Origin of the sequence: Acinetobacter sp. WCHAc010052 (genome assembly GCF_002165295.2) — a bacterium.
Classification (GTDB): domain Bacteria; phylum Pseudomonadota; class Gammaproteobacteria; order Pseudomonadales; family Moraxellaceae; genus Acinetobacter; species Acinetobacter chinensis.
Map to the genome: position 1 here is coordinate 197,850 of NZ_CP032143.1, position 26,333 is coordinate 224,182.

24 protein-coding genes are annotated in these 26,333 nt (G+C 41.8%); 16 read left to right on the forward strand and 8 right to left on the reverse strand.

Going from position 1 to position 26,333, the window contains the following annotated elements; translation table 11 throughout:
- Positions 1 to 78 precede the first annotated feature (78 nt).
- Positions 79 to 2,055 carry a choline BCCT transporter BetT gene (betT, locus tag CDG61_RS01315; protein ID WP_087550008.1) on the forward strand — a complete coding sequence of 659 codons (1,977 nt, stop codon included), beginning with the start codon at positions 79 to 81 and terminating at the stop codon, positions 2,053 to 2,055.
- A 56-nt stretch (positions 2,056 to 2,111) separates the two neighbouring features.
- Here betT and omp33-36 read toward each other — a convergent pair whose 3' ends face one another.
- Positions 2,112 to 3,011 (reverse strand): porin Omp33-36, encoded by a 900-nt coding sequence (gene omp33-36 / locus CDG61_RS01320; RefSeq protein WP_087512055.1) that lies wholly within the window; start codon positions 3,009 to 3,011, stop codon positions 2,112 to 2,114.
- A gap of 1,237 nt (positions 3,012 to 4,248) precedes the next feature.
- Here omp33-36 and CDG61_RS01325 point away from each other — a divergent pair.
- Positions 4,249 to 5,886, forward strand: a complete 1,638-nt coding sequence (locus tag CDG61_RS01325; protein WP_228199600.1) for a GGDEF domain-containing protein — start codon at positions 4,249 to 4,251, stop codon at positions 5,884 to 5,886.
- A gap of 18 nt (positions 5,887 to 5,904) precedes the next feature.
- Here the strand turns inward: CDG61_RS01325 and CDG61_RS01330 are convergent, their stop codons facing one another.
- Positions 5,905 to 6,720 (reverse strand): toxin-antitoxin system YwqK family antitoxin, encoded by an 816-nt coding sequence (locus CDG61_RS01330; RefSeq protein ID WP_171405562.1) that lies wholly within the window; start codon positions 6,718 to 6,720, stop codon positions 5,905 to 5,907.
- Between the two features lie 211 nt (positions 6,721 to 6,931).
- Between CDG61_RS01330 and CDG61_RS01335 the strand changes: the two genes are divergently transcribed.
- The gene (locus CDG61_RS01335; RefSeq protein ID WP_116786835.1) at positions 6,932 to 7,783 is read left to right on the forward strand and encodes an OXA-727 family class D beta-lactamase OXA-728; all 852 of its coding nucleotides are present in this window, start codon (positions 6,932 to 6,934) and stop codon (positions 7,781 to 7,783) included.
- 235 nt (positions 7,784 to 8,018) lie between these two features.
- On the opposite strand, the gene CDG61_RS01340 is transcribed toward CDG61_RS01335, so the two are convergent.
- The gene (locus tag CDG61_RS01340) at positions 8,019 to 8,528 is read right to left on the reverse strand and encodes a hypothetical protein (protein WP_087549773.1); all 510 of its coding nucleotides are present in this window, start codon (positions 8,526 to 8,528) and stop codon (positions 8,019 to 8,021) included.
- 170 nt (positions 8,529 to 8,698) lie between these two features.
- Positions 8,699 to 11,530 carry an excinuclease ABC subunit UvrA gene (gene uvrA / locus CDG61_RS01345; protein WP_087549774.1) on the reverse strand — a complete coding sequence of 944 codons (2,832 nt, stop codon included), beginning with the start codon at positions 11,528 to 11,530 and terminating at the stop codon, positions 8,699 to 8,701.
- A 248-nt stretch (positions 11,531 to 11,778) separates the two neighbouring features.
- Here uvrA and CDG61_RS01350 point away from each other — a divergent pair, with 248 nt between their 5' ends.
- The 4 genes from CDG61_RS01350 to CDG61_RS01365 all read left to right on the forward strand — a co-directional run bounded on the left by CDG61_RS01350 (position 11,779) and on the right by CDG61_RS01365 (position 13,878).
- Positions 11,779 to 12,132 carry a DUF1304 domain-containing protein gene (locus tag CDG61_RS01350; RefSeq protein ID WP_087550011.1) on the forward strand — a complete coding sequence of 118 codons (354 nt, stop codon included), beginning with the start codon at positions 11,779 to 11,781 and terminating at the stop codon, positions 12,130 to 12,132.
- Between the two features lie 86 nt (positions 12,133 to 12,218).
- Positions 12,219 to 12,560, forward strand: coding sequence for a GlpM family protein (locus CDG61_RS01355; RefSeq protein ID WP_087549775.1), 342 nt, complete (start codon positions 12,219 to 12,221; stop codon positions 12,558 to 12,560).
- Between the two features lie 55 nt (positions 12,561 to 12,615).
- On the forward strand, positions 12,616 to 12,900 hold the full coding sequence (locus tag CDG61_RS01360; protein WP_087512060.1) for a YciI family protein: 285 nt from the start codon (positions 12,616 to 12,618) through the stop codon (positions 12,898 to 12,900).
- Positions 12,901 to 13,152: 252 nt separating this feature from the next.
- Complete coding sequence (locus CDG61_RS01365; protein WP_087549776.1) at positions 13,153 to 13,878, forward strand: hypothetical protein; 726 nt, start codon at positions 13,153 to 13,155, stop codon at positions 13,876 to 13,878.
- Between the two features lie 59 nt (positions 13,879 to 13,937).
- Here CDG61_RS01365 and tenA read toward each other — a convergent pair whose 3' ends face one another.
- The gene (tenA, locus tag CDG61_RS01370; protein ID WP_087549777.1) at positions 13,938 to 14,609 is read right to left on the reverse strand and encodes a thiaminase II; all 672 of its coding nucleotides are present in this window, start codon (positions 14,607 to 14,609) and stop codon (positions 13,938 to 13,940) included.
- 213 nt (positions 14,610 to 14,822) lie between these two features.
- Between tenA and CDG61_RS01375 the strand changes: the two genes are divergently transcribed.
- From CDG61_RS01375 to CDG61_RS01390, 4 genes are all read left to right on the forward strand, one after another.
- Positions 14,823 to 15,908: a DUF475 domain-containing protein gene (locus CDG61_RS01375; protein WP_087512063.1), complete on the forward strand. Its 1,086-nt coding sequence runs from the start codon at positions 14,823 to 14,825 to the stop codon at positions 15,906 to 15,908.
- 134 nt (positions 15,909 to 16,042) lie between these two features.
- Positions 16,043 to 17,407: an MFS transporter gene (locus tag CDG61_RS01380; protein WP_087512064.1), complete on the forward strand. Its 1,365-nt coding sequence runs from the start codon at positions 16,043 to 16,045 to the stop codon at positions 17,405 to 17,407.
- Between the two features lie 51 nt (positions 17,408 to 17,458).
- Positions 17,459 to 18,034, forward strand: a complete 576-nt coding sequence (ssb, locus tag CDG61_RS01385; protein ID WP_087549778.1) for a single-stranded DNA-binding protein — start codon at positions 17,459 to 17,461, stop codon at positions 18,032 to 18,034.
- Between the two features lie 98 nt (positions 18,035 to 18,132).
- Complete coding sequence (locus CDG61_RS01390) at positions 18,133 to 18,573, forward strand: hypothetical protein (protein ID WP_087549779.1); 441 nt, start codon at positions 18,133 to 18,135, stop codon at positions 18,571 to 18,573.
- 46 nt (positions 18,574 to 18,619) lie between these two features.
- Here the strand turns inward: CDG61_RS01390 and CDG61_RS01395 are convergent, their stop codons facing one another.
- The gene (locus tag CDG61_RS01395) at positions 18,620 to 19,084 is read right to left on the reverse strand and encodes a hotdog fold domain-containing protein (protein ID WP_087549780.1); all 465 of its coding nucleotides are present in this window, start codon (positions 19,082 to 19,084) and stop codon (positions 18,620 to 18,622) included.
- 135 nt (positions 19,085 to 19,219) lie between these two features.
- Between CDG61_RS01395 and CDG61_RS01400 the strand changes: the two genes are divergently transcribed.
- The 4 genes from CDG61_RS01400 (at position 19,220) to CDG61_RS01415 (ending at position 23,083) form a co-directional block, all read left to right on the forward strand.
- Positions 19,220 to 19,840, forward strand: a complete 621-nt coding sequence (locus CDG61_RS01400) for a TetR/AcrR family transcriptional regulator (RefSeq protein ID WP_087549781.1) — start codon at positions 19,220 to 19,222, stop codon at positions 19,838 to 19,840.
- A gap of 184 nt (positions 19,841 to 20,024) precedes the next feature.
- Positions 20,025 to 20,588 (forward strand): alkyl hydroperoxide reductase subunit C, encoded by a 564-nt coding sequence (gene ahpC / locus CDG61_RS01405; protein WP_087512069.1) that lies wholly within the window; start codon positions 20,025 to 20,027, stop codon positions 20,586 to 20,588.
- Positions 20,589 to 20,845: 257 nt separating this feature from the next.
- On the forward strand, positions 20,846 to 22,240 hold the full coding sequence (locus tag CDG61_RS01410) for a hypothetical protein (RefSeq protein WP_087549782.1): 1,395 nt from the start codon (positions 20,846 to 20,848) through the stop codon (positions 22,238 to 22,240).
- Between the two features lie 222 nt (positions 22,241 to 22,462).
- On the forward strand, positions 22,463 to 23,083 hold the full coding sequence (locus CDG61_RS01415) for a TetR/AcrR family transcriptional regulator (RefSeq protein WP_087549783.1): 621 nt from the start codon (positions 22,463 to 22,465) through the stop codon (positions 23,081 to 23,083).
- 10 nt (positions 23,084 to 23,093) lie between these two features.
- Here CDG61_RS01415 and CDG61_RS01420 read toward each other — a convergent pair whose 3' ends face one another.
- Both CDG61_RS01420 and ycaC read right to left on the reverse strand, forming a co-directional pair.
- Positions 23,094 to 24,017 (reverse strand): LysR substrate-binding domain-containing protein, encoded by a 924-nt coding sequence (locus CDG61_RS01420; protein WP_087549784.1) that lies wholly within the window; start codon positions 24,015 to 24,017, stop codon positions 23,094 to 23,096.
- Positions 24,018 to 24,149: 132 nt separating this feature from the next.
- Positions 24,150 to 24,773, reverse strand: a complete 624-nt coding sequence (gene ycaC / locus CDG61_RS01425) for an isochorismate family cysteine hydrolase YcaC (RefSeq protein WP_087549785.1) — start codon at positions 24,771 to 24,773, stop codon at positions 24,150 to 24,152.
- Positions 24,774 to 25,093: 320 nt separating this feature from the next.
- On the opposite strand from ycaC, the gene CDG61_RS01430 reads away from it, so the two are divergent.
- Positions 25,094 to 25,969 carry a pirin family protein gene (locus CDG61_RS01430; RefSeq protein WP_087549786.1) on the forward strand — a complete coding sequence of 292 codons (876 nt, stop codon included), beginning with the start codon at positions 25,094 to 25,096 and terminating at the stop codon, positions 25,967 to 25,969.
- The last annotated feature ends 364 nt before the right edge of the window (positions 25,970 to 26,333 follow it).

Sequence of the window (26,333 nt, forward strand, 5' to 3'; positions counted from 1 at the left end):
TTTTTGTTTACTTTGCTGAACATCTTCTCTGACCTGCATGGTCTGTCATTCTTTTCAAAAAATAAAATTGGAGGAGTTATGCCTTCCAGAAAATCAACATGGTTTTCCAATATTAACCCGAACGTATTTTTCAGTACTGTTCTGACAATTGCCGCATTTCTGGCAGTTGTGTTACTTGCTCCCAATGCATTTGACCTGGTGACCAGGCAGATGAACCAGTGGATTACAGATTCCTTCAGCTGGTTTTATGTACTCTCCGTTGCCATTTTCCTGATTCTGCTGATTTATATTGCATGCTCAGACATGGGTAAAATCAAGCTCGGTCCTGAACACAGTGAACCCAGTTACAGCAATTCATCATGGTTTGCCATGCTGTTTACCGCAGGTATGGGGATTGGTCTGATGTTCTTTGGTGTGGCTGAACCGGTCATGCACTATGTTTCTCCTCCTTCTGGTGAAGCACAGACCATTCAGGCTGCCCAGCAGGCTATGCGTATCACTTTTTTTCACTGGGGATTACATGCCTGGGCTATCTATACTGTCGTAGGATTATCCCTGGCTTATTTTGCATATCGGCATAATTTACCTTTGAAGGTACGTTCGGCACTCTATCCGATCATTGGTAAAAAAATCTATGGACCTGCAGGGGATGCGGTCGATACTTTTGCCACTATCGGAACAGTTTTCGGTGTTGCGACCACACTGGGTTTTGGTGTGACACAGATCAATTCCGGTCTGAATTATCTGTTTGGCGTGGAGCAGTCGGCTGTGACACAGGTCATTCTGATTGTTGTGGTCAGTACCATGGCATCTCTGTCTGTATTTCTTGGACTGGATAAAGGGATTAAACGGCTTTCAGAACTGAATCTGGGGCTTGCACTGCTGTTGCTGCTGTTTGTGTTTTTTGCAGGTTCAACGATTTATCTGCTTCAGACAACGGTTCAGAATGTCGGTCAGTACATTTCCAGTCTGTTCAGCATGACATTTAACCTTTATGCCTATCAGTCAGATGGGTGGATAGGGGGCTGGACCATCATGTACTGGGCATGGTGGATTTCATGGTCGCCATTTGTCGGAATGTTCATTGCCCGTGTATCCCGTGGACGGAGCATCAGGGAGTTTATTTCCGGTGTCCTGCTGATTCCGACAGGATTTACCCTGATCTGGATGGGTTTTATGGGGAACTCTGCACTGCACAGCATTTTACAGGAGGCAAACACAGGTCTCATGCTGGCTGTGCAGAAAGACTCATCCGTTGCTTTATTTGAATTTCTGCATACCTTGCCATTTTCGGGTGTGATGAGCTCAGTCGCAACCGTACTCGTTATGCTGTTTTTTGTGACATCGGCAGATTCAGGGGCACTGGTGACCGATATTCTGACTGCAAAAACTGAAGACTCTCCTGCATGGCAGCGCCTGTTCTGGGTTGCGCTCATGGCGGTACTTGCAGTTGTACTGTTGCTCGTGGGAGGACTGGGGGCACTCCAGTCTGCAACCATGATGAGTGCATTACCGTTTACTTTTATTATGCTGCTGATCTGCTGGGGACTGCTGAAAGCATTAAGGCTGGATGCCACTAAAATGGAAGCCTTACAGCTTGCCCGCATTACACCCCGCGCGATTCAGAACCCCCGTAGCTGGCAGCAGCGTCTGGGACTGATCATGCATTATCCACATACGCAGCAAGAGGTGAAACAGTTTATTGCTCAGTCGGTACGTCAGGCTTTTCTCAGTATTCAGCATGAGTTTCAGCAGCGTAAACTGGATGTCAGTATTTCAGAGGTCGAGGCAGGACTCCAACTCAGGGTGGATCATCTGAATGAAATCAATTTCATTTACCAGGTCGTTTCACGTGAAACGACACCACCAGAGTTTATGGTCAGTGACGGCATGGATGCTGAATATTATCAGGCAGAAGTTTTTCTGAGGGAAGGTGGGCAGAACTACGATGTCATGGGCTGGACACAGGAAGATCTGTTACAGGATATTATTGATCAGTATGAGCGTCATCTGCATTTCCTGAACCTGGTTCGGACACCGGAACAGCTGAAATAACGAAGACAAAAAAAGGACGCATAAGCGTCCTTTTCTGATTCAGTTTCTAAAATAAATTAGAAGCGGAATTTAGCATTTAAGCCAACAGTCTGAGTGTCACGAACTGTTGTACGAGCTGTTTTATCAGCTTCGTAGTTTGCATTTACGTAGCTTGCACCAACTGCAACGGCAGGAGTGATGAAGTAGTTTACGTTTGCAGCCCATGCTTTGTCTGGAGAACCAGCATAGCTTGATTCAGCGTAAGAAGCACCAACGCTTAAAGCAGGAGTTAAATAAAGATCTGTTTTCAGGTTGTAAGCAGTATCTTCACCGTAAACGATACCAGATTCAAAACCTACAGCCATGTTAGTACCATCAATAGCACCTACGTATTTAGCACGTGCAGTGATCGCATCCTGATCCTGGTTGATTGCAGCAGACTCAAGCGCAGCTTTAGCAACACCGTTGTTCATGATGTTGAAAGCATCATAAGAAGTCTGGTCAGCAACACTTGTATAACCAACAGCTACAAGGAAGTTAGGCGCAACTACCGCACCGAACTCAAGTGCATAACGGTCACCATCATCATCTTTCTGACCGTCTTTACCGTCAGTGATTGTGTGGTTGTAGTTAACGCTTGCGTAAACAGGAACAACTTTAGTAGGAACATAAGCTTCAGCTTTTGCACCGATTGTGTGAGATACGAAGTTTTTGTCAGCATCAGCTTTAACGTCGTAATCACCATAGTTATAAGCCAGGGATGCATTTGAAGCCTGGTTTAAGAACGCTGCTTCAGCCAGTGGACCTTTTGAAGAATCAACATTTTTGAAGTAGTAAGTCCCTTGAACAGCACCAGTAAAGTTTTTGTCATTTACTGTGTTGTCAATATATTCAGACTGACCTTGTACTTCAAATTGATATGCTTGAGCACCGGTCATGGCTAATAATAAAGCAGTGGCTAAACCGAGTTTTTTCATAATAGTTACCAGTTTTGTTAAAAATGGATTAAACATTGTGCATTGTATTGTAACATTTTATTAAGTCAATGAACTAAAAGAACATTATTTTATTGAGCAATTATTCTAAATATAGTAGCGGTTAAAAAAAGTACAATTAAGCTTTACTTTGTCAACCTAAAAACTGTTTTTAGAACAAGTGAATAAGCTGACCGAAATAATCTGACCGGAAAATAAGATGGATAATTGAGGAAAATTAATCATAAATAAAATAGATTAATTTTAATATATTGATTGAAAATATCAATTCATTAGTGGTTTAATTCGCGATGAAATCTGAATAAAAAATGACATAAATTTCTGATTTAGGTCTGCTGGTTTACCTAAATAATCAGATTGTTTTAAAAATGATCAAAATAATAGTCATTCTGTGATTAAGTATAATGTTTTTTAAATATTTTGAGATATTAGACAAATACATTCAATTCATCGGACTTTACATAATTTGTGATTTAGCTCATAATCTGAAAATCAAGTCTGACTACTTTGGTCAACTTTATGTAATAGTTTCGTGATTTCTCTCATGATTTATTACTTGTGTTGCGATGTGCTGTTTTGATACAGCGTTGCAATGCAGACTCCACAAAAGTTTTACTTTTATCTGCCCAGCTTTCCCCAAGGTTGGGCTTTTTTTTGCCTGAAAAGCAGGGCTGTTAAAAGATTAAATTTATTGCACCATAATGGTGCGTTAAATCATATAATAATTGTCGATTAATAGTTGTCAGCAATAAAAAACCCCGATTTCCTTAAAGAAACCGGGGTTTTTCGCCAAAATATCGGGAAAATTCAGAAAATCTGCTGAGGAATAATCTTATCTTGCCCTATTGAGGGGCATTATGCACTAATTTGATGCGGGTGTAAATATTTTTTCACTTGATTGTATATTATTGATATTTAACAATATAAATATTTTTACAGACCGTGTTTTCATCGGTGTCAGAAAAATAATTCGAACAGTGTAATGTGTACTTATTAGCATTTATAATCAAATTATTGATATAAATCATTTAATACATAAAAAAGTGATAAATGTTATGATTATTTCATGTAAATATTTTATTTTTATGTAAAAATAAAATCTGAATAATATGGCTTCTGTACTTTTTCCAGCAGGTCAACATAATGAACAGGTATTGGGGTGTATCAGATCATGGCAAATTTGCGTTCTGAACATATAAGAAAAAAGCTGTTTTGGTCCATGATTGCAATTATTTTATGCATTCTTTTGATTTCATTGCCTTTAATTTACAGCAGTTATCAGTATTACAAAAAAGCATCGACCACACTGGTGGAAATCAATTCAATGCGGGCTGTTGCTGAGCTTGCCAATAAAGTATCCAGAGAGCGGGCTCCAGCAAATAAACTGATGTCGGGGGCAGCTGCTGATTTTCATGTGCATCAGCAGGAATTGAAACAATACCGTTCAGAGGTGGATATTCAGTTTCAGCAGACAGTTGATGTGTTGAAACAGTCAGGCTTCCAGCTTGTCGCTGTTCAGCTGGAAAAAGAACTGGGAGAGTCTTTGCGGCAGGCTCGTCATGATGTGGATCGGGTTTCTTTACTTTCAACAGAGGCGAGAACATCCGCTGAATATGATTATGCGGTTCGTCAGATGTTCAGTGCCTGGGACAGATGCTATGAGGGACTGAGGAATGTGTTGTTGTCTTCCGTGGCGAAAGACACTACGGTTTCCAGCTATTACACCACAATCTTTATCCTGGCTGATTTGAGTGATCAGGCAGGGCGTATGGCTTCCAATATTTTACCTTATGTTTCCTTTAATGAAAGAATTCCCAAAGACAACCTGGTCAGGTCTTTGCAGACGCAGAAGCAGATCAGCTATTTATGGGATCTGATTAATACACTGCAACAGGATAATGCCAGAACGCCGGAATATACAGCGCTGCACCATCAGGTAAAAACAGAATTTCTGGATCAGGGAATCCCTATGGTCTCTGGACTGATTGAGGAAAGTATCAATGGTTTGCCATATTCAGTTTCAGGCGTTCAGCTGACTGAAAAAATGGTCAGTAAATTTGCCACAGTTGTGGACTTACAGCACTATCTGCTGGATTACAGTCAGAACGTTGCAGAGGATGATGTTCAGAAAGCCGGACAGCGTCTGGGTTTCAGGCTGATACTGACCCTGATTTCTCTGGGAGCTGCTGTTTTTACTTTGCTGTACGCACGTAATAAGGTGTTTAAACCTCTAATCTACGCAAGAAATACATTACTTGATCTGTCCCAGTATGGAGAGAAGAAGCTCATATCAGAGAAAGCACTGGAAAAGATTTCTTTGCTTGAGGCGATCCAGAAACTTCAGGGGATGTTGCGCCAGCGGGATGTACTGGAAAATCAGCTGCGTAATCATGCTGCTACAGATAATCTGACGGGTGTCTCAAACCGGATGGCACTGGATGAATATGTCAGCGCTCTGGAAACATCGTCTTCAGGATTGCTCAATACAGGTTTGATTGTGCTGGACATTGATAATTTTAAACAGATCAATGATCAATATGGTCATGTGGTGGGTGATCAGGTGATCTGTTTTATTGCCGATCAGTTGAAACGTCATGTTCGGTCAGATGATCTGGTAGTTCGCTATGGGGGCGATGAGTTTCTGATTCTTTTTGCAAAAATGCAGATAAAGACCCTGTTCGAAATTGCTGAGAAAATTCGGACTGCGATCGCAGACAATAAACAGTTTGATCAGTTCAGTATCTCTGTGAGTTCTGGTGTGGCCGTGGGTGCGGAAAACTGGGAAGAACTGCTTGTCAAGGCAGATCAGGCGCTGCTGCGGGCTAAGGAAAATGGTAAAAATATTGTGGAAGCCTGAAAACTTCCACACTGAAAGTTATTCTTCGTCTTTGAACCAGTCTATACACTGTTTTGCTGAAACTGGTTTGTTCATTTCATTCCAGCATTGTGCAGAGATGATTTTTCCTGTCTGATAATTCAGCACAGCCTGCGGTGTTCCGTCATCGTACCAGGCTTTATAGGTACCGTGGCGTTGTCCTTTTCGGTACTCGCCCTGGCGTTCCATCTGACCATTCCTGAACCATTGTTTCAGCTCACCCTGCATCTGACCATTTTCAAAACGTACATAAGTCCAGGGTTGACTGTCTTCATACCAGCGTTGTTTCATACCATGCTGAGCATCATCTTTATAGCCCATGGACAGTGCCAGCTGACCATTGGGATGCCAGATGCGGTATTCACCATCTGATACTCCGTTACGCAGGGTGGATTCCTGTTCTTTTAAGCCACTGGCGAACCAGAAAGTCAGTTTCCCATTGTAAATACCGTCAGTGTATGGAATACGGCTACGCAGTTTGCCGTCTGGATAAAAACTTTCAAACGTCCCGGAACTCTGGATATTGTCAGGAAAATGAACCAGATGTTCACATTCAGCCGCTTTCATGGATGGCTTTGCTGTAGTTAAAAATCTGGAGGTCAAAGGCGAACCATCCGGATAATTATACTGAACTGACCAGGTTTGAGTTGTGGAGGCTTTCTGAATGACAGGTGTACATTTGGGATTTGCCTGCCATGGGGTATTGCTGCCATCAGAGGATGAGCTGAAAATCACCATATTTTCATTCATATAACCTTCGGCAAGAGTATGTAAAGAAATCAGTGCAAGACTGACAGAGAGCAGATATTTATTCATTTTTAGCATTAATTTTAATTAGTCAGTAAAGTAAATTGTTTAATGATACGGTTTTAAGATGGGTCAGAATCTATCATAGAAATATCCGACATAAAAATAAACAGAATATTCTGCACGGTGCTGTTCAGAAGCTGAGGATAAAAATACACAACTGTACAGTTCTACAGAGCGATAGTTTTTATAATAGGGAAACACTTTTGAAATTTTGACGATGAAAAAAACACTGTTTTTTGCAGTTTCAGCGTGGATGCTGAGCGCATGTTCCGGGGGAATCATGATGTCTGGGGACAATCAGAAGAAGTCACCATTCATATCTTCAAAGACAGAAGACAGTCGGATACAGCAGATCCCACAGCTGTTTAATGAAGCAGGTACACAGGCTGTTTTTGTCACTTTTGATGGCACTGTACTTAAACGTTATGGCAATGATTTAACACGTGCTCAGACTGAGTATATTCCTGCGTCCACTTTTAAAATGCTGAATGCTTTGATTGGTTTACAGCATGGTAAAGCGACAGCGACAGAAGTTTTTAAATGGAACGGTGAAAAACGCTCTTTTCCTGCGTGGGAAAAGGATATGACTTTAGCTCAGGCGATGCAGGCCTCAGCTGTTCCGGTCTATCAGGAGCTGGCAAGACGAATTGGACTTGAACTGATGCAGCAGGAAGTCCGACGTGCTGGTTTTGGTAATGCAGACATTGGGAAGCAGGTTGATAACTTCTGGCTGGTGGGACCTTTGAAAGTCACGCCTGAACAGGAAGCCCGATTTGCTTATGGACTTGCGACTGAGCAGCTGGGTTTTGATACTGCTGTACAAAAGCAGGTGAAAGATATGCTGTATATAGAAGGTCGTGGAGATGTGAAGCTGTATGCTAAAAGTGGCTGGGGCATGGATGTGAACCCTCAGGTGGGGTGGTATACCGGTTGGGTGGATGATGGTCATGGCAAGGTGACGGCTTTTGCTTTGAATATGCAGATGGAGCAGGGTGATGATGTCGGGGAAAGAAAACAGCTGACTTTGGATGTGCTGGATAAACTAGGTGTGTTTTTTTATTTGCATTAATGTTTTAAGTTTCATTACCTGAGATGTTCCTACTTTTGAAAGCACAAAAGTAGGCAAAATGCTTTTGTTTAACTGAAGGCACGTCCGTGTGCCTCAGTTAAATGGGCGACATCCATGTCGCTTCATATGATTGGACTTCAGTTTGAGGCTTTTGTTTTTTCAATTAAATAGTTAATGAAGTTGGTACATGCAACGAGCAGGAGTTTGAAATATTATGTTGATTAAAATAATGATTTTAAGTTAATACACTATTTAAACTTAAATAAAGATTTTTTCGCGCTTCTAAAATTTCTGCTTTGAAATTTGCTGTTGTTTCAACATTGATAGAATCATTTCTAAACAACGTATATGAATTGAATTTGCCTAACAACTCACCATATATTCTTAATTTTTCTTGTTGTTGCGTATAACCATGTAATAGCAATAATCCTTCATTTTTACTAAGTAAATGAAAGTCATTAAATAAGTTATTACGTAAAGGGTCGAGCCTCTCTAAATTTTTACTTTTATCAATATGGGTTTGTTTAGTTTCGAATTCGAAAATTGCCCATATTTTTAAAACTAAATGATTAATTTCTTCGATATCAGAGGAAATTTGCGTAAGTGTTTTTCTATTATATTCAAGTTTATCTTTTGCAATAGTAGCTTTGATATTTGTTTTTTGATTTAAAAAAGCAATAATTCCTGTGATTAACGCCCCTAATCCAATTTTAATAGCGGTATCTAATATTTCTAATCCAATCATACAAAGTAATATAGAGATTGATAAATAATTGTTTTATCACTAAATCACAGCAATTTGAAGCATATTTCCTTAATCTCTCCTAACCCCTCTTTTAAAAAGAGGGGAACTCCATTGAATTAATAGTGGAATGCTCCCTCCTTTGAAAAAAGGAGGGAATTTCGGGGAGATTTTTATTTCAACATCGGTTTTAAAAACTTCGCCGTATGCGAAACTTTAGATTTCGCGATCTCTTCAGGTGTTCCCTCAGCAATAATCTGACCACCACCCGCACCACCTTCAGGACCCAGATCAATCACCCAGTCAGCAGTTTTAATCACATCCAGATTATGCTCAATTACCACAATAGTATTGCCCTTATTGCGTAGCTCATGAAGAATATCCAAAAGTTTTGCAATATCATGGAAGTGTAAACCAGTCGTTGGCTCATCAAGCACATACAAGGTTTTGCCTGTATCACGCTTCGCCAGTTCACGAGCCAATTTCACACGTTGCGCTTCACCGCCTGAAAGGGTAGTGGCAGACTGACCCAAACGGATATAACCCAAACCGACCTGATTTAAAGTTTCCAGACGACGATGAATCACAGGAATTGCATCAAAGAAATGCATCGCATCTTCAACGGTCATGCCTAAAACATCGGAAATATTCTTACCTTTATAACCGACTTCCAAAGTTTCACGGTTATAACGATCACCGTGACAAGCATCGCACGGCACATACATATCAGGTAAGAAATGCATTGCCACTTTGATCATACCGTCACCTTCACAGGCTTCACAGCGACCACCTTTCACGTTAAACGAGAAACGACCCGCAGCATAACCACGCGCTTTAGCTTCAGGTGTTTGCGCAAATAATTCACGAATCGGTGTAAATAAACCTGTATAGGTTGCAGGGTTAGAACGTGGGGTACGACCAATCGGACTTTGGTCAATATCCACGACTTTATCAAGGAACTGTAAGCCGTCAATCGAGTCAAATTTTTCAGCGGTAAGTGTTGTTGCGCCATTCAACTGCGTTGCTGCAAGTGGTAATAAAGTACGGTTAATCAAGGTTGATTTACCAGAACCTGAAACACCCGTCACACAAGTCATGATGCCAAGTGGAATGGTTAAATCGACATTTTGCAGGTTATGACCACATGCACCCATCAGCTTGATTTTTTCATCAGGCTTAGGCGGTTGAGTACGCTGTTTTGGCACTTCGATTTTTAATTTTCCTGACAAATATTTCCCTGTTAAAGACTCTTTATTTGCCAGAATTTCATCATAAGTCCCTTCGGCAATCACATGACCGCCGTGAATTCCTGCACCAGGACCGATATCAATAATATGATCAGCAGCACGAATCGCATCTTCATCATGCTCAACGACTAAAACGGTATTGCCGAGGTCACGTAAACGAACCAAAGTTTCAAGCAAGCGATCATTATCACGTTGATGCAGACCAATGGATGGTTCATCAAGAACGTACATCACGCCCATTAAACCTGCACCGATCTGTGAAGCAAGACGAATACGCTGTGCTTCACCGCCTGAAAGGGTTTCCGCAGAACGTGAAAGACTTAAATAATTCAGACCGACAGAAACAAGGAAGTGCAGACGCTCACGGATTTCTTTAAAAATCTTATCGGCAATTTCGCCTTTTGCACCCTCAAGATTTAAATCCTGATAATAATGTTCCGCATCACCAATCGACATTTTGGTGATCTGGGCAATGGTTTTGTCTTTGACACGGACATGGCGTGAGATTTCATTCAGACGAGAACCACCGCAGGCATCGCAGGCAGCATTGGATAAATACTGTGCCAGATCATCACGGACATAGTTGCTTTCAGTTTCACGATAGCGACGTTCCAGGTGCGGTAAAATCCCTTCAAAGGCTTGCACACGGCTGTGTTTACGACCACGTTCATCAATGTAGCTTAAGTCGACTTTTTCTTTGCCTGTACCGTATAAAAATTTCTTTTTGGTGTCGGCATCCAGTTCATTCCACGGTGTATCCAAAGAAAAACCGAAATGTGCAGCCACTTTTTCAATCATGCTGTAATAGTATGGGCGCTGTCTGTCCCAGCCACGAATTGCACCTTGGCTGATCGACACATCAGGGCTTGGAATCAGTTTGTCTGCACTGAAATGGCTACGTGTTCCTAAACCATCACAGGTTGGACATGCACCGAATGGATTGTTAAATGAAAACAGACGCGGTTCAAGTTCAGCAACGGCGCGGTCACATTCAGGACAGGAGTGTTTTGCTGAAAATACCCGCTCAGGCTGTTCGCCATTCATCCATGATAAAACCGCAATATCACCACCTAAACGCAGTGCGGTTTCAAAGCTTTCCGCAATACGGTTACCGAGATCATCACGGACTTTAAAACGATCCACCACCACTTCGATAGTATGTTTTTTCTTTTTATCCAGTTCAGGCGGGGTGTCAATGTCGATCACTTCGCCATCAACGCGGGCACGTACGAAGCCCTGACTTTGCAGTTGCTCAAACAGATTGCTGTATTCACCTTTACGGTCACGCACCACAGGGGCAAGCAGCATCAATGCTGTACCTTCTTCCAGACCTTTTACAACATCGACCATTTCCGACACAGTCTGTGCAACCATCGGCAAGTCATGTTCAGGACAGTACGGTGTTCCGACACGTGCATAGAGCAGACGTAAATAGTCATAAATTTCAGTAATGGTTCCCACGGTTGAACGTGGGTTATGGCTGGTCGATTTCTGTTCGATGGCAATGGCTGGGCTTAGACCTTCAATCGAATCGACTTCTGGCTTTTCCATCTGTGATAAAAACTGACGTGCATAAGCGGAAAGCGATTCGACATAACGACGCTGACCTTCGGCATATAAAGTGTCAAATGCCAGAGATGACTTTCCAGAGCCTGAAAGTCCCGTGATCACCACAAACTTGTCACGTGGAATATCAAGGGACACATTTTTTAAGTTATGGGTACGTGCGCCTCGAATACGGATATGACTTTGGCTCATAAAACAGTCTCGGAATTGTGCAAATTTAAAGTGATATATGATAGCGATTTAATTTTGTTCAAGCTGTATTAATTCGTTTTTTCACGACAATTTATGTCGGATCAGGTGTTTTTGCTTAGTCGCATCTGCATATAAACGCTGCACTACAGATAAAGTTCATTTTTTATGCGTGAAGCTGTTACTGTCAGCTAAAATCCATTTAGAATAGGTTTATTCGCTACATAAAAATAAAGGACAGCCATCACATGATCATTGGCAAAATTCTGATTGCAGTCATTGCACTGCTGCATATCTACTTTTTAGTACTGGAAATGTTCCTGTGGGATAAACCTGCCGGTTTAAAAGCCTTTGGCAATACACCTGAAAAAGCGCAGCTGACCAAAGTACTGGCACAGAATCAGGGTTTATATAATGGATTTCTGGCAGCAGGGCTGATCTGGTCTTTATTTGCCGCACCTCCTTTTTCAGTTCATCTTGCAACATTCTTTCTGGGCTGCGTGCTGGTCGCTGGTGTTTATGGGGCAATGACTGCAAGTAAAAAGATTTTATATATTCAGGCAATGCCTGCCTTGATTGCACTGCTGGTGATACATTTATTCTGAGTGGTCTGTGAAGAACAGATCTGAACATGTGTCTGGATAAGCCTGTTCAATACAGGTTTTTTACGGATATTTTTAAGGGAGCAGGGATGCTGTCACTCTTTTTGAAATGTACAGTCGGGGCAGCCGTTGTGCTGCTGATATCCCTGCTGTCCAGGTCGAAAGCATTTTATATTGCCGGACTGGTTCCACTGTTTCCGACCTTTGCCCTGATTGCACATGTGATCGTGTCGCAGGACAAAGGTACCGAGGCGTTAAAGCAGACAGCACTGTTTGGTATGTGGTCTTTAATCCCGTATTTTATTTATTTGCTGATGGTCTATCTGCTCGCGACAAAATTCCCCATCTGGTCATGCCTGAGCATAGCTACGCTGTGCTGGATAGTTACAGCAACGCTGCTTGTTTCAGGATGGAATCATTATTTTTCTTAATGAAGTACTTTAATATTGAATTAAAAACGGGTCAGGATAAATAAAGGAAGCGCAGATGTATATTGTAAATTTAAAGTATCAGAAAAGCCTGGAAGAAGTTGATCTGCTGTTAAAAGCACATATTCAGTGGCTGAAACCTCATCTTGCCAGCGGTGACCTGATTGCTGCCGGCAGAAAAAATCCTGTGACAGGTGGAATATTTCTGGTGAAAGATATGCCATTGTCTGAACTGGAGGAACTCTTAAGCACTGACCCTTTTCAGAGCGTTGCTGAATATGAAATCACCAAAGTGGATATTGGACTGGCTGGGACAGGTTTTGACAACCTGAAAGGCATCTAAAAAAGATTTTTTGCATTTCAGCGCAGATTTTTGAGTTTGTGCCTGAAATGTCATAAAAAAACAGGCACTGGCAGGAAGTGACGGGCTTTGTTATATTTAAGAGATAAGGATGGGTTTGTCAAATAACTTTATGTTTTTCAATAATAAAAACAAATAATAAATCAAAATTTTCGGGTGGTTTGCATATATTTACAGCTCTGTGATTTATTTATAATTTCCTGAAATTAGAAATGGAAAATATTGGGATAATAAATGGGGAAATTATTATTACTGATCTTCACACTGGTATGCAGTGGCTGGAGTCAGGCTCAGGATGCAACAAAAATTCTGGCATTCAATCAATATTTTGATCTGATTGATCAGCAGAAATATGAAGTGGTTTTACCTGAAATTGCGGCAAGCGATCAGGTCTGGAGTGCTGTTTATGTCGTACTTCAGGACAAAACGGCATCAGGGCATTACTTTCTTGATTTGCAGTTGTTACCTCAGGGGATTTTATTTAAAAATAATCCTGCGTTACAGAAAGACAGCCTTCAGGTGGAGTCTGATCAGATTGCCAGAGTTCAGAAGTATTCATTTAAAGAATTTGAAGAACTGAACAAGCTGATTGAAAAGCAGACGTCGGCAGAAATCAAGGATACACAGATTTTTGATACGACCCGCGCACGTGTCATGGGGCGAGTGGATGAATGGGTTCCTCAGTATAACCATAATGGGCAGTCCGAGCTTTCTGTTCAGTTCCCACAGCTGGAAGATGTAGAAGTTAAAGCGGTGTATCTGATCGTGGGTCAGGGTGAAAAACCGAATGATATTGAAAAAATTGAAGCATTGAATCCTGCGCATAAGTTTCAGGGCAATGTTGCTCAGAACACTGCGAAAAATGAGGCCAGAAGATCAATTTTTGAAGCACGCTGGCTGATCTGGGGCGTAATTCTCTGTGCCATGATTTATCTGGGATGGAATAAAACCAGAGGTTGAACAGACCCGTAATAAAAAAGCCCTCACTCACGAGGGCTTTTTTTATCAGATACAGTGATTCAGAGGCTTAATCCAGCCCACTGTCTTTGATGGTAAGCACTGTCCCAGAACAGCCATTCAAGTTCAGCCCCTTTGGTATAGGCTTTGTGCATTTTTTCCAGTGTATCGGCATCGGCACGTTCAGCTATACGGTCAATGGTTGCCAGTACATTGCGTACTGCTTCATTGAAATCTTCGCCTGAATAGGTGTCCACCCATGCCTGATAAGGATTGTTCGGCACAGAACTGCTCACAATGTCTTTGCCCACTTCTGCATAAATCCAGAAACATGGCAGCAGGGATGCCAGTACGACAGGATAGCTTTCTGACCATGCTGTTGCCGTTAAAAATGAAGTGTAATGATGGCAGGCAAGTGTCAGAGGCGTATTTTCAAAGTCTGCTTTGCTGATACCAAAATCTTTCATAAAGCCGTCATGCAGGCTGCGCTCAACCACGATGGCTTCTTTTGCGCCCTGAGTGAACTGGATAATGTCATCTGCTTCATAGGCTTTAGCACCACAGACAGCGAGTGCGCGACCATAGGCAACCAGGTAATGTGCATCCTGAATGACATAATGACAGAAAGCTTCACGGCTCAAGGTCCCTTTGGCAAGCTCCTGGTTAAAGGGTAGTGCCAGGGTTTTCTGGTACAGTTCCAGATTGCGTTGCCAGACATCCTGAGAAAAACTCATTATAAAATCCTGAATAATAACCGTTGAATGGCAGGACTATATCAAGAGATTGATGGCGAAGAAATGACATGTCTTCCGGGGAGTCATGGATATCAAAAAAAATCATACGAAGTCTTTTGGATAAATGTGAAAAAGTCGTCATAATTACGATCATTCAAGCTTAATCAAATTTAAGTTTAACCCGATTAAAATATTTTCTAAGGTCGATCTGTCATGTGGAAACATTTTGGTTTCTCAATTATTTTTACGATCGTGTGTCTGGGAATATCTGCATACTGGGGGCTGAATCACGGTCCGAATGCAGGAATACAGGCCATGTTCACGGCATTGACCATTACTGCAATTCTTGCTGTGATGGAAGTGTCACTGTCTTTTGACAATGCTGTTGTCAATGCTTCTGTACTGCGCAACTGGGATCATTTCTGGAAAATGATCTTCCTGACAGTTGGTATTCTGATTGCTGTTTTTGGTATGCGACTGGTTTTCCCTGTGGTGATCGTTGCAGTGACCGCAGACATGGGTATGTTTGAAGTTGTACAGATGGCACTGAATAACCCAATTGAATACTCGAAAAAACTGATGGCGCATCATGCAGAGATTGCTGCTTTTGGTGGTTCATTCTTGCTCCTGGTGTTTTTGAACTTCTTCCTGGATGAAGGTAAAGATACGCACTGGTTCAAGTGGCTGGAAAAACGTCTGGCAAGCCTGGCCAATGTCCCTGCGATGTCGGTTTTTCTTGCGCTGATTGCTTTACTGATCATGGCAGCAAACATTGCTGAAGATACCCGTCTGGTTGTTGTTATGGCAGGGATCTGGGGGATTGTGGTCTATGTGGGCGTACAGGTACTCAGTCACTTACTGGGTGGTGAACCTGAAGTTGATGAAGACGGCAATGCTGTAGGACATGACTCCAATGGCGCACCAACGGGTGTGATTAAAGCCGGTATTGGTGGCTTTATTTACCTGGAAGTGCTGGATGCATCATTCAGCTTTGATGGTGTAATCGGCGCATTTGCGATTACCTCGGACGTTGTGATCATTATGCTGGGCTTAGCCATCGGTGCGATGTTCGTGCGTTCGATGACCATTTACCTGGTGGAAAAAGGCACACTGGATGCTTATATTTACCTGGAGCACGGTGCGCATTATGCCATTGGTGCACTGGCATTTATTATGCTGGCGAGTGGCACAGGGGTACACGTACCTGAAGTGGTAACCGGTCTGATCGGTGTGGCGTTTATTGTATGGGCAGTGATTGCATCCATTCAGTATACGAAACGTCAGGAACGCATCGGTTAATCCTTTTTTAAGAAAAATGATTACAATGAAGGGCGCAGATTTGCGCCCTTTTTGATTTACGATTTCCACAAAGTCACTGCAATATGCGATGATGTGAAATTACTCAGACTGTCCTGAAATTAAAGCCTGTAAATATGATGAATGCACTGGAACGCCGCTCAACTTTTGCCCTAAGCAGTATTTTTGCCTTACGCATGCTCGGTCTGTTCATGATTATTCCTGTATTTGCTGTTGCAGGGCAGTCCTATGCGCATGCAACACCTGCATTGATTGGTCTTGCAGTTGGCGTGTACGGTTTAAGTCAGGCACTTTTACAGATTCCATTCAGTCTGTGGGCTGACCGTTTCAGTCGTAAACCGCTTATTGTATTTGGCTTATTGTTATTTGCCTTAGGTGGTGCAATCGCTGCGATGTCTGAAACCATTTATGGTGTGATTATTGGACGGGCGATTGCAGGAGCAGGGGCAGTTTCGGCGGTGGTTATGGCATTGCTTGCCGATGTCACCCGTGAGGAACAGCGTACCAAAGCCATGGCGGTGATGGGTATGAGTATTGGAATGTCCTTTGTTGTGGCATTCAGTCTCGGACCGTGGTTGACCAGTCTGGTCGGTATCTCTGGGCTGTTCTGGGTGACGACCCTGATGGGGCTGCTGGCAATATTGATGCTGTTCATGGTACCTAAAACCACACGTCATCATAAAAACTTCCGGCAGGGTTATCTGAAACAGCTGAAGCAGGTACTGAAAATGAAAGACCTGAACCGTCTGCATGTTTCGGTATTTTCATTGCATTTACTGCTGACAGCAATGTTCATTTATGTGCCATCACAACTGATTGGTTATGCAGATATCCCACTTTCAAAACACGGTATTGTGTATTTACCTTTACTGGTAATCAGTCTGTTTTTTGCTTTTCCAAGTATTATCCTGGCTGAAAAATACCGCAAAATGCGGGGCATTTTCTTAACTGCCATTGGCGGTATCGTTGCCGGTCTTGCCATTTTAATCTTTGGTTATGAATCCCGTTATGTACTGCTGCTGGGACTGGGTTTATTTTTTATTGCTTTTAATGTGATGGAAGCGCTGTTGCCTTCATGGATGTCCAAATCTGCACCGATTCAGTCCAAAGCAACTGCGATGGGAGTCAATGCCAGTGCTCAGTTCCTGGGGGCTTTCGCAGGGGGGACGCTGGGCGGACAGCTGTTGATGCTGAATAATACTGCGCTGGGTTGGAGTATCCTGACCGGTATTGCTATAATCTGGCTGCTCGTCAGTTTTGGGCTGGCTCAGCCACGTTATCTTTCTTCTTTTGTGTTCAGTTTGCCTGAAGGTAAACAAACGGACGAATGGACTTCTCAGCTTTTATCCATTCGTGGTATTGAAGAGGTCGTGGTGATGTCTGACCAGCAGGTTGCTTATATTAAAGTTGATAAACAGCAGATCGATGATGCTGCGCGACAACATTTAACGCACTTGTTGGGGAAAGAGGTAGCCATTTAATCATAACTCTTATAAAGTAAATAATAGAAACATACAGGAAGAATACGTCTGATGCGTGGTGTAAATAAAGTTATTTTAGTGGGTACTTTAGGTAAAGATCCTGAAACGAAAACATTCCCAAACGGGGGCTCACTCACTCAGTTTTCTATCGCAACCAGCGATTCCTGGGTAGATAAAAACTCAGGCGAACGTAAAGAACAGACAGAATGGCACCGCATTGTACTGCATAACCGTTTAGGTGAAATCGCACAGCAGTATCTGCGTAAAGGTTCAAAAGTTTATATCGAAGGTTCACTGCGTACTCGTCAGTGGACTGACCAGAATGGACAGGAACGCTATACCACTGAAATCCGTGGTGACCAGATGCAGATGCTGGACAGCAACCGCCAGCAGAGTGAACAGGGTCAGGGCTTTGAACAGCCACGTTTCAACAATAACAGTCAGGGTGGTTATAACAATAACCAGCAGAGCGGTTATGGTAATCAGGGTGGAAACAACCAGGGTGGTTATGGCGGTCAGGCACCTCAGTCTGGTTATGCCAACAATAACCCAAGTGGTTTTGCACCAAAAGCACCTGCAGCTCCAGCCGCAGCACCTGCTGATTTAGATGATGATCTACCGTTCTGATTAAAAGACAGTGGTCACTCAACCCTTTGCGGAAGCAGAGGGTTTTTTATTGGATAAAGAATGAAAAGAGAAAATAAAAATGGATAAAGTCATCAGTGATGAATAATTTTCGTTTGGAACTCGAGTTTATACCTGATCATGTGGCTATTGAAATAGAGGGTATTACATTCACAAACTGTGCTTTTTTAAAATTACTGATAGATAACCAGGATTTATGTTCCAGTCAGAATTTTGAGGCAGGGCTTGTAGTCTGGGATGAATTAAAGCGATCCTTAAAAAAAAGTGGACGTTATTTAATATTTACTTGCGCATGTGGCATTGCTGATGATGGAGGTTGGGAAGGAATAAATATCGTTCATGAAAAAGATCGGATTTTATGGGTATTCGAACATGCAGATAAAAGGTACAGCTTTCAATTTAAATATTTAGAATATTTAAATGAAATTAATAAAATAGAACTAAAGCTGAAAGAACATTCAAATGTGATACTGGAGCCAAGGTCTGTAATATTTCCAGAGCATTGGCTAATATCAAAATAAAACGGCATGAGGGAAATCCCCTTTATTAAAAAAGGGATTTACATAATCATTTTTTCGCTGACACCCACATTGTAATCACGGCTCTGAACACAGTTTCATTTGCCGTATCTTTGACATCAACATTGACCAGATAATCACTGCCTTCTGACCACTGAAAATCAGCATTTACAGGCGTGGCAGTCGCGGTCAGATCTGTTTCCGCTTTCTTTAAATATTCCACGGTCATGCCTTTTGGAATCCAGCGATGCGATGATGGCACAGTTGCATCGGTCATGGTTCCGCCTGCAAGTTCCGCCATATTACACATCGCAATCGCATGCACCGTTCCAATGTGATTCAGCACAGCACGGTGTTTTTTGATGTTAATTTCACAATAATTTTCTTTCAGCTGTTCAAAGACAGGCGAAATGCTGCTGAAGTAAGGTGCTTTCAGACAGATTAATTTTGAAAATGTCCATTTCCCAGCAGGTTTATTTTTAAAACTGTTCCATAATTTTAATGCCTGGCTCATTGTTCTTTCCTGTTTGAATAAATCAGAATATAATTCTAATACGGAATAATATTCTGTTATTGGCTGGGGAATCAGGTTCTTTGTATATAAGAGTCAATCGAAGGCATTGATGGGCGAAAATATGTGAGTTTGGCGATGAATAATCTGGTGTTATTAGAACGAATCTACAGTGGTCGTCGTGCTGAATTAAAGCGTATTATTTTGAATGAAGCACTGGATTGTTTTTTAAATCAAGGCATTGAAACGACCAATATCGAAATGATCCGTGAACGTGCAGAAACCAGTGTCGGTGCGATTTATCACCATTTTAAAAATAAAGAAGGCATTGTCCGGAGCTTATATCTGACAGCTTTACAGGATCAGGCTGAGCGCCGTGAACAGGCTTTACTTGAAGTCCAATCCTTAGAGGATGCGATTAAAGCGATTGTGCATAGTTATATTGACTGGGTGACGGATTTTCCTGATTTTGCGCGGTTTTTATATCTATCGAGTGCGATGGTAAAACGTCAGGAAGATACAGCTGAATTAAAGCAAAAGAATCAGCAGCGTAATCATTATTTAATGAATCTGGTTCAAAAGTTTCATGACCAGCAGGTGATTCAAAATATTCCCAATGAATTACTACTGTCCTTAGTGATTGGTGCGACGGAAAGTTATTGTCGTGCATGGTTATCGCATCAGGTTAAAATCTCTCCACAGCAATATAAATCAGTATTGGCAGATTCAGCGTGGCTAAGTCTGGTCAGATTTGCTTAATTTTATTGAAATTCAACAGCGTTGATTGATAGGTGTATTCAATGAATTTTCAGAAGTTAAATGAATTTATAAATCTATTTTTTCGATTAATTTTATAAAAAACTACTGTTTTACCTATTTTAAAGAGTTTCGTATTCTAGTTTCACAGATAAGCAATCCCCGAAACGAATTGAAGGAATACCAAATGAGTTTAATCAATACTGAAGTCAAACCGTTTAATGCAACAGCGTACAAAAATGGTGAATTTATTGAAGTGTCTGAAAAAGACATGACGGGTAAATGGTCAGTTGTATTTTTCTATCCTGCTGATTTTACATTTGTTTGTCCAACCGAATTAGGCGATCTTGCAGATAACTATGCTGAATTTCAGAAAATGGGTGTGGAAATTTATTCAGTGTCTACAGATACCCATTTCACTCATAAAGCATGGCATGACAGTTCTGATGAAATCAAAAAAATTCAGTACACCATGGTCGGTGATCCAACCTGGACACTGGCGAAAAACTTTGAAGTATTGATCGAAGCTGATGGTCTGGCGGATCGTGGAACTTTCGTGATTGACCCAGAAGGTAAAATCCAGATCATTGAAATCAATGCAGGTGGTATTGGTCGTGATGCACAGGAACTTCTTCGTAAGGTGAAAGCTGCACAGTATGTTCATGCACATCCAGGTGAAGTTTGTCCTGCGAAATGGAAAGAAGGTGATGCAACACTTGCACCATCCATTGATCTGATCGGTAAAATCTAAGCCAGAACCGTATTTTTCATCCTTAAATGCTGTACAAAAAATCAGACCTCGTGTCTGATTTTTTTGCTTTGGTGAATTTTTTTTTGAATGAAACCAGCATTGAACAGAGTAGTTTAAAATGATGGTTGCAAATTAATCTATTTGGATTAATATAAATTTAATCCGATTGGATTAAATATTCAAAACAGGGAAGTTTTGAATGAAAGGAGCAATTTGTTCGCAAAGTTTTACAATGCGACTGACATGGATAAAGGAAAATGAAAAATACATTTAAATTAAATATAGTGCTGACCGCTGTTTTAACTTCTGTGGGTTTAACTGCATGTGGTGGTGGAAGTGATGATAATTCCACAGTGACGGTTCAGCCTGAGCAGCCATCGGCTCTGACAGACTGTATGTGGCAAAACTCATTCAGCAGTAAATCAGGTACAGGCGAAGACCCTCTGAATATTGCTTTCCCTGATTCGAATGTGAATTACTGGTCTTCGGAATTTGCTGTACCAGAAGGAGCCAAAGTCACGATTGATGGTGATTATCCGTATTCACGCCATTTTTCTCTGGTCAGTTATACCGCTGAAGGGCTTAGAGTAAATTCACTGCTGGATTCGACCATTGCACCGAATAAAGGCTCTGTGAATCCATTTATTCCAGGCAATAACCGACTGGATAAAAGTCGTTCCTATACTGCTCAGCTGGAGCTGGGTGAGTTACCAGAAAACCCTGTTGAAAATACTTTATACGCTCCAAAAACTGAGGGTAATAAAGTTGCCATGCTTTATCGTGTCTATGTTCCGAATAAAAATATGGATGAAAAGGGCAATGCCAGTTTCCCACGCTTTAAAGTACAGCTGGCAAATGGAGAGGTAAAAACAGGTAACGATGCATGTAATGTGCTCCAGGTTAAACGGACACCTATTCAGAAAACCACGACCATTTCAGAAGCAACTTCACTGGCACTGTTTAATCAGCAACTGCATGAAGGCTTCCCGGCTCAGCAGATTCCAACCTGGTATAAGGCATTCAGTGGCGTGGACAACATCAAATGTATTTATAAATTTGATCCAGTGACCAAAAAACCAATTGATAAATGTGAAGGTCAGCCTGTTACTCCAAAACTGAATTACTGGGCGACTCCTGACAATGAATATGTATTTGCCATGACCAGCCGCCGTTTAGGTAAAGTGATGGAACTGCGTGGCAAATTGCCGCCAACAGTGAAAACCCTGAACAATGATCCGCTGTTTGAAAAAACAGATGTGCGCTACTGGTCGATCTGCAGTAATGAACTGATCACGACAGCAACCAATTACTGTCTGTATGACGAACAGATCAAAAATGTCGATAAAGACGGTTTCTATACCATTGTGGCTTCATTACCTGAAGACCGTCCAGCCAATGCAACTGAAGCATGCGGTGTGAACTATCTACAGCTCAGTCCTCGTGGTTCAGGCTATATGGGAGAAGATGGAAAAGCAGTTGGACATGGTGATTTAGGCATCTTTATCATGCGTAACCTGTTACCAGACCCTGAGTTTAAGCAGGCTGTACAGAATGTGAAAGCATGGGGTGAGGAAAAAACTGTGATGGGTGATTATCTGCCAGATATGAAATACATATCCAAAGAAGACTTTGAAGCAAAAGGTTGTAATTAATCCTGTTTGCTCCCGCATAAACCAGTTCTGAAATATGAGCTGGTTTATTTTTTATACCAATGTGTTTCTGAAGTACGTTTCTTTTTATAATGAACTGCATTGATTCACCTGATTTTTTCTATAATACTGAAAAATGAAAATTAAGATGGATCAGGGCAGTCTTTCATAGAAAGCTGAATTTTTGAAAAGTAAAAAGATGATGCACAAAAGAATGGACACCGAATGAGTCAGCAGACCAAAGACAAGCTAATCGAAGCCGCAATTATTCTGTTTTCTCAGAACAATATCGAAACACTGTCGGTGCAGAAAATCAATGAGACAGCAGGTGTTGCCAATAAATCAGCACTGTATTATCACTTTCAGTCCAAATGGGGACTGGTTGAAGCTGCGCTGGATTTTGTGATGCATTCCTATGTGACAGACAGTCTGGCACTGCTGGAAGCCATTGACCCTGAACAGGTTCAGGTGTCTGATGTTGTGGATGCCATGATGAAACCGATGGTGAAAATTCTGCAAAAGGATCATGGCATTCTGCATCTGAAATTCTTTTCTAAAACGATCAGTGCAGGAGATGAAGGGCGGGTTCTGGTTGCAAAAACTTTAGTTCCCATTTCTGAAGCTGCGGTTAAACTTTTACAGAAAGCTATGCCTGAAGCAGAACCTGATGCAGTTTCCTTAAAAGTGCTGTTCACTTTTAACATTATTTTAAACGTGATCAGTGATATTGGTCTGGAGCATTTCTGGCCAACGGCGGTCAAAGACCCGAAACTGATCGGCAGATATTTAAAAGATTATATCGAAGGTGGTATCCGTTTTAAGGTGGATAAACAGCATCAGCTATAAATTGGCATGATCAGAGGTGATACCCTTCATATTGTTCTGCCATTTCACGCAGTCCTGTCATCAGCGTATCAATCAGTTTTTCCATCACCAGGCGTTGTCCTTTACGGGATGCATAAACAAGCTGAACGGTTCCGATATTGGAGCACCATTCAGGCAGTAAATGAATCAGTTTCCCTGAACGGATATCCTCATGCACCGTCAGATAAGGCAGATCTGCAATTCCAAGTCCATCTTTCACTGCATAATACACCCCAGCAAGATCATTGCATTTCACCCGTGGAGTCAGTGGAATTTCGATCTTTTCATTGTGCTGCAGGTTATTGAGCAGCCATATATACTGCTGTTTCTGTGTCCCGAGCACAATGCTTGGAAAATGATGCAGTTCTGAAAAATGTTCAATGGTCTGCTGTTGCAGCAGTGCAGGGCTTGCCACCAGGCAGTGCGTGGTTTTAATCACATCACGTACAATCAGGCTGGAATCTTCATTGCCCTGAAAACTGGTACGGATAGCCAGATCAATATCATCATGAATCAGATCAACCCGACGGCTGGTCAGCTCCAGTTCAATTTGCACTTTAGGATAATCTTTTAAAAACTGATTCAGTAAGTTGCGGATCTGAAAATGCATCATGACCGATGGACAACTGATTTTGATCAGCCCCTGAGGTTCACTTTTCTGCCTCAGCAGGACATTTTCGGCACATTCGACCTGAGCAATGACTTTGCTGCATTCCTCAAAAAACTCCTGTCCAAGCGGGGTCACTTTAAAATGGCGGGTGGAGCGTTGAATCAGACTGATGTTGAATCGGGTTTCCATATCCAGAATACGGCGACTGAGTTTGGACTTGGTAATGCCACTGGCTTCACTTGCTGTACTGAAGCCACCATGTTTCACCACAAGATAGAAATAATAATAGTCATCAAAAGAATGCATGAAAATCCCGAAGCAGTAGAGCTGTGATGATCATAACTGAGTTTCGGTTTGCATTACATCATCCTGAGATTTACATAAAAAAGGACAATACCCTGTAAGCTCAGGATATTGTCCTTCTGATCAAAACATCTGTTATCTGGATGTATTGAAATTATAGCTGTTGATCAGGTTGCGGTAGTCAGGAATATGATTGGAAAATAAGGTTCCCAGACCTTCAACATCATTACGCCAGTCACGGTGTAACTCACATGCCATACCAAACCATGTCATCAGCTGAGCGCCGGCGCTGGACATACGGTTCAGTGCAGAATCACGGGTCAGTTCGTTAAAGGTTCCCGAAGCATCTGTCAGAACAAACACTTCAAAATCTTCTTCGAGTGCAGACAGTGCAGGGAAAGCCACACAGACTTCAGTCACGACACCCGCAATAATCAGCTGTTTTTTACCGGTTGCTTTGACCGCTTTGACGAAGTCTTCATTGTCCCATGCATTGATCTGACCTGGACGGGCAATAAACGGTGCATCAGGGAACATTTCTTTGAGTTCTGGAACCAGAGGACCATTTGGACCGTTTTCAAAACTGGTGGTTAAAATGGTCGGCAAATTAAAATATTTTGCAGCAGCCGCGACGGCCAGGACGTTATTTTTGAATTTATCTGGGTCAATATCGCGAACCAGAGACAGTAAACCGGTCTGATGATCGACCAGTAAAACAGCTGCATTATCTTTATCGAGGCGTTTATATGGAGTACCCATGTTGATCTTTCCTTTTTGTATTTACAGGTTATATAAAAGTTGATGAATTCATCATAAACAGAAAAAAAGTCGTAATGAAGACAGCTGAGCAGGATAGATAATCCTGAAAATAGGAATAAGTTGCTAAATAATTCTTTTAAATAACTTTTAATCCTGTTTTTGTGATGTATTTTAATATTGTCCTGTTTACAGGAAGCTGAATACTGTTCTGAGTACTGTATATGCGCCCAGTAAGCACTAAAATAGACGCATGTTAAATCCAATGGTCAATACGCAGATATCCAGTATGGCTGCTGTCTGACCCTGGTAGGAGAATTGCAATGAAAAAAATTACTGGCGTGTACCGCAATCAGCATATGCATTGGGTAGGTGACGGTTTTCCTGTAAAAAATCTGTTTTCCTATGACCGTCTTGGACAGGCAATCAGCCCATTTTTATTGCTGGATTATGCAGCACCGTATCATTTTGATCCGACCACAGCTCAGCATGGTGTGGGTTCACATCCTCACCGTGGCTTTGAAACGGTGACCATTGCTTACAGCGGTGAGGTGACTCATAAAGACTCGGCAGGCGGTGGTGGTACCATCCAGACGGGTGATGTGCAGTGGATGACTGCGGGTGCAGGACTGGTGCATGAAGAGTTTCATTCACCTGCTTTTGCGGCACAAGGTGGTCTGTTTGAAATGGTGCAGCTGTGGGTGAATTTACCTGCCGCAGACAAAATGACGGCTCCAAAATATCAGGCGATTGAGTCGCAGAATATTCCACGTATTGAATTTGAAGACGGTGCAGGGCATATCCGTGTCATTGCAGGAAAATTTGCTGAACATGCAGGTCCTGCTTCAACTTTCAGTCCGGTCAATGTATGGGATGGTGAACTGAAAGCCGGTCATGTGGAGCATATTCATGTCCCTGTGGATCACAACAGCCTGGTGGTAGTGCTTGCAGGTGAAATGTTGCTGAATGGTACTCAGAAAGTGCTCGATCATTCGATTGTGATGTTTGCCCAGGATGGTGAATCCACTATTCAGCTGGAAGCTGCTCAGGATGCAAAATTTCTGGTCCTGACAGGTAAACCACTGAATGAACCGATTCAGGGGCATGGTCCATTTGTCATGAATACCCGTGATGAAATCATCCAGGCATTCCATGATTTCAACAATGGCAAATTTGGTGCAATTCCGGTCAGTACATAAAATGATCGAAACTGCAATTTAAATGATGTAAATAAAAAAAAGCCCCCTTTCGGGGGCTTAGTTTTTTTCTGGCTTTTTTTTGCGCTGTAGTTACTTGTTTTAACTGCGTTCTTTAAAATAATTTTTGTGACACAGTTATCGTTTTTGTTGAATCGTATCTTAGTGTCGACTTATTGTTTTGTAAATGGGTTTACTGACAGAAGTTCAACTTATTTTTGCTTTTTTAAAGGATTTTTTGGAAAAACAACCAAAAATTCAAACAAATACTTGGAGTTAAAGTTGCCATCATTGAGTGTAAAGTTTTGTAAATTTAAAAAATATTCTGCTATTGATGGACAATTGTAAACAGTCTGAATCTGGCATT

Bases quoted from the DNA above. Each gene is read 5' to 3' on its own strand.
- betT (WP_087550008.1), top strand. From the start codon at position 79: ATGCCTTCCAGAAAATCAACATGGTTTTCCAATATTAACCCGAACGTA.
- omp33-36 (WP_087512055.1), bottom strand. From the start codon at position 3,011: ATGAAAAAACTCGGTTTAGCCACTGCTTTATTATTAGCCATGACCGGT.
- CDG61_RS01325 (WP_228199600.1), top strand. From the start codon at position 4,249: ATGATTGCAATTATTTTATGCATTCTTTTGATTTCATTGCCTTTAATT.
- CDG61_RS01330 (WP_171405562.1), bottom strand. From the start codon at position 6,720: ATGAATAAATATCTGCTCTCTGTCAGTCTTGCACTGATTTCTTTACAT.
- CDG61_RS01335 (WP_116786835.1), top strand. From the start codon at position 6,932: ATGAAAAAAACACTGTTTTTTGCAGTTTCAGCGTGGATGCTGAGCGCA.
- CDG61_RS01340 (WP_087549773.1), bottom strand. From the start codon at position 8,528: ATGATTGGATTAGAAATATTAGATACCGCTATTAAAATTGGATTAGGG.
- uvrA (WP_087549774.1), bottom strand. From the start codon at position 11,530: ATGAGCCAAAGTCATATCCGTATTCGAGGCGCACGTACCCATAACTTA.
- CDG61_RS01355 (WP_087549775.1), top strand. From the start codon at position 12,219: ATGCTGTCACTCTTTTTGAAATGTACAGTCGGGGCAGCCGTTGTGCTG.
- CDG61_RS01360 (WP_087512060.1), top strand. From the start codon at position 12,616: ATGTATATTGTAAATTTAAAGTATCAGAAAAGCCTGGAAGAAGTTGAT.
- CDG61_RS01365 (WP_087549776.1), top strand. From the start codon at position 13,153: ATGGGGAAATTATTATTACTGATCTTCACACTGGTATGCAGTGGCTGG.
- tenA (WP_087549777.1), bottom strand. From the start codon at position 14,609: ATGAGTTTTTCTCAGGATGTCTGGCAACGCAATCTGGAACTGTACCAG.
- CDG61_RS01375 (WP_087512063.1), top strand. From the start codon at position 14,823: ATGTGGAAACATTTTGGTTTCTCAATTATTTTTACGATCGTGTGTCTG.
- CDG61_RS01380 (WP_087512064.1), top strand. From the start codon at position 16,043: ATGATGAATGCACTGGAACGCCGCTCAACTTTTGCCCTAAGCAGTATT.
- ssb (WP_087549778.1), top strand. From the start codon at position 17,459: ATGCGTGGTGTAAATAAAGTTATTTTAGTGGGTACTTTAGGTAAAGAT.
- CDG61_RS01390 (WP_087549779.1), top strand. From the start codon at position 18,133: ATGAATAATTTTCGTTTGGAACTCGAGTTTATACCTGATCATGTGGCT.
- CDG61_RS01395 (WP_087549780.1), bottom strand. From the start codon at position 19,084: ATGAGCCAGGCATTAAAATTATGGAACAGTTTTAAAAATAAACCTGCT.
- CDG61_RS01400 (WP_087549781.1), top strand. From the start codon at position 19,220: ATGAATAATCTGGTGTTATTAGAACGAATCTACAGTGGTCGTCGTGCT.
- ahpC (WP_087512069.1), top strand. From the start codon at position 20,025: ATGAGTTTAATCAATACTGAAGTCAAACCGTTTAATGCAACAGCGTAC.
- CDG61_RS01410 (WP_087549782.1), top strand. From the start codon at position 20,846: ATGAAAAATACATTTAAATTAAATATAGTGCTGACCGCTGTTTTAACT.
- CDG61_RS01415 (WP_087549783.1), top strand. From the start codon at position 22,463: ATGAGTCAGCAGACCAAAGACAAGCTAATCGAAGCCGCAATTATTCTG.
- CDG61_RS01420 (WP_087549784.1), bottom strand. From the start codon at position 24,017: ATGCATTCTTTTGATGACTATTATTATTTCTATCTTGTGGTGAAACAT.
- ycaC (WP_087549785.1), bottom strand. From the start codon at position 24,773: ATGGGTACTCCATATAAACGCCTCGATAAAGATAATGCAGCTGTTTTA.
- CDG61_RS01430 (WP_087549786.1), top strand. From the start codon at position 25,094: ATGAAAAAAATTACTGGCGTGTACCGCAATCAGCATATGCATTGGGTA.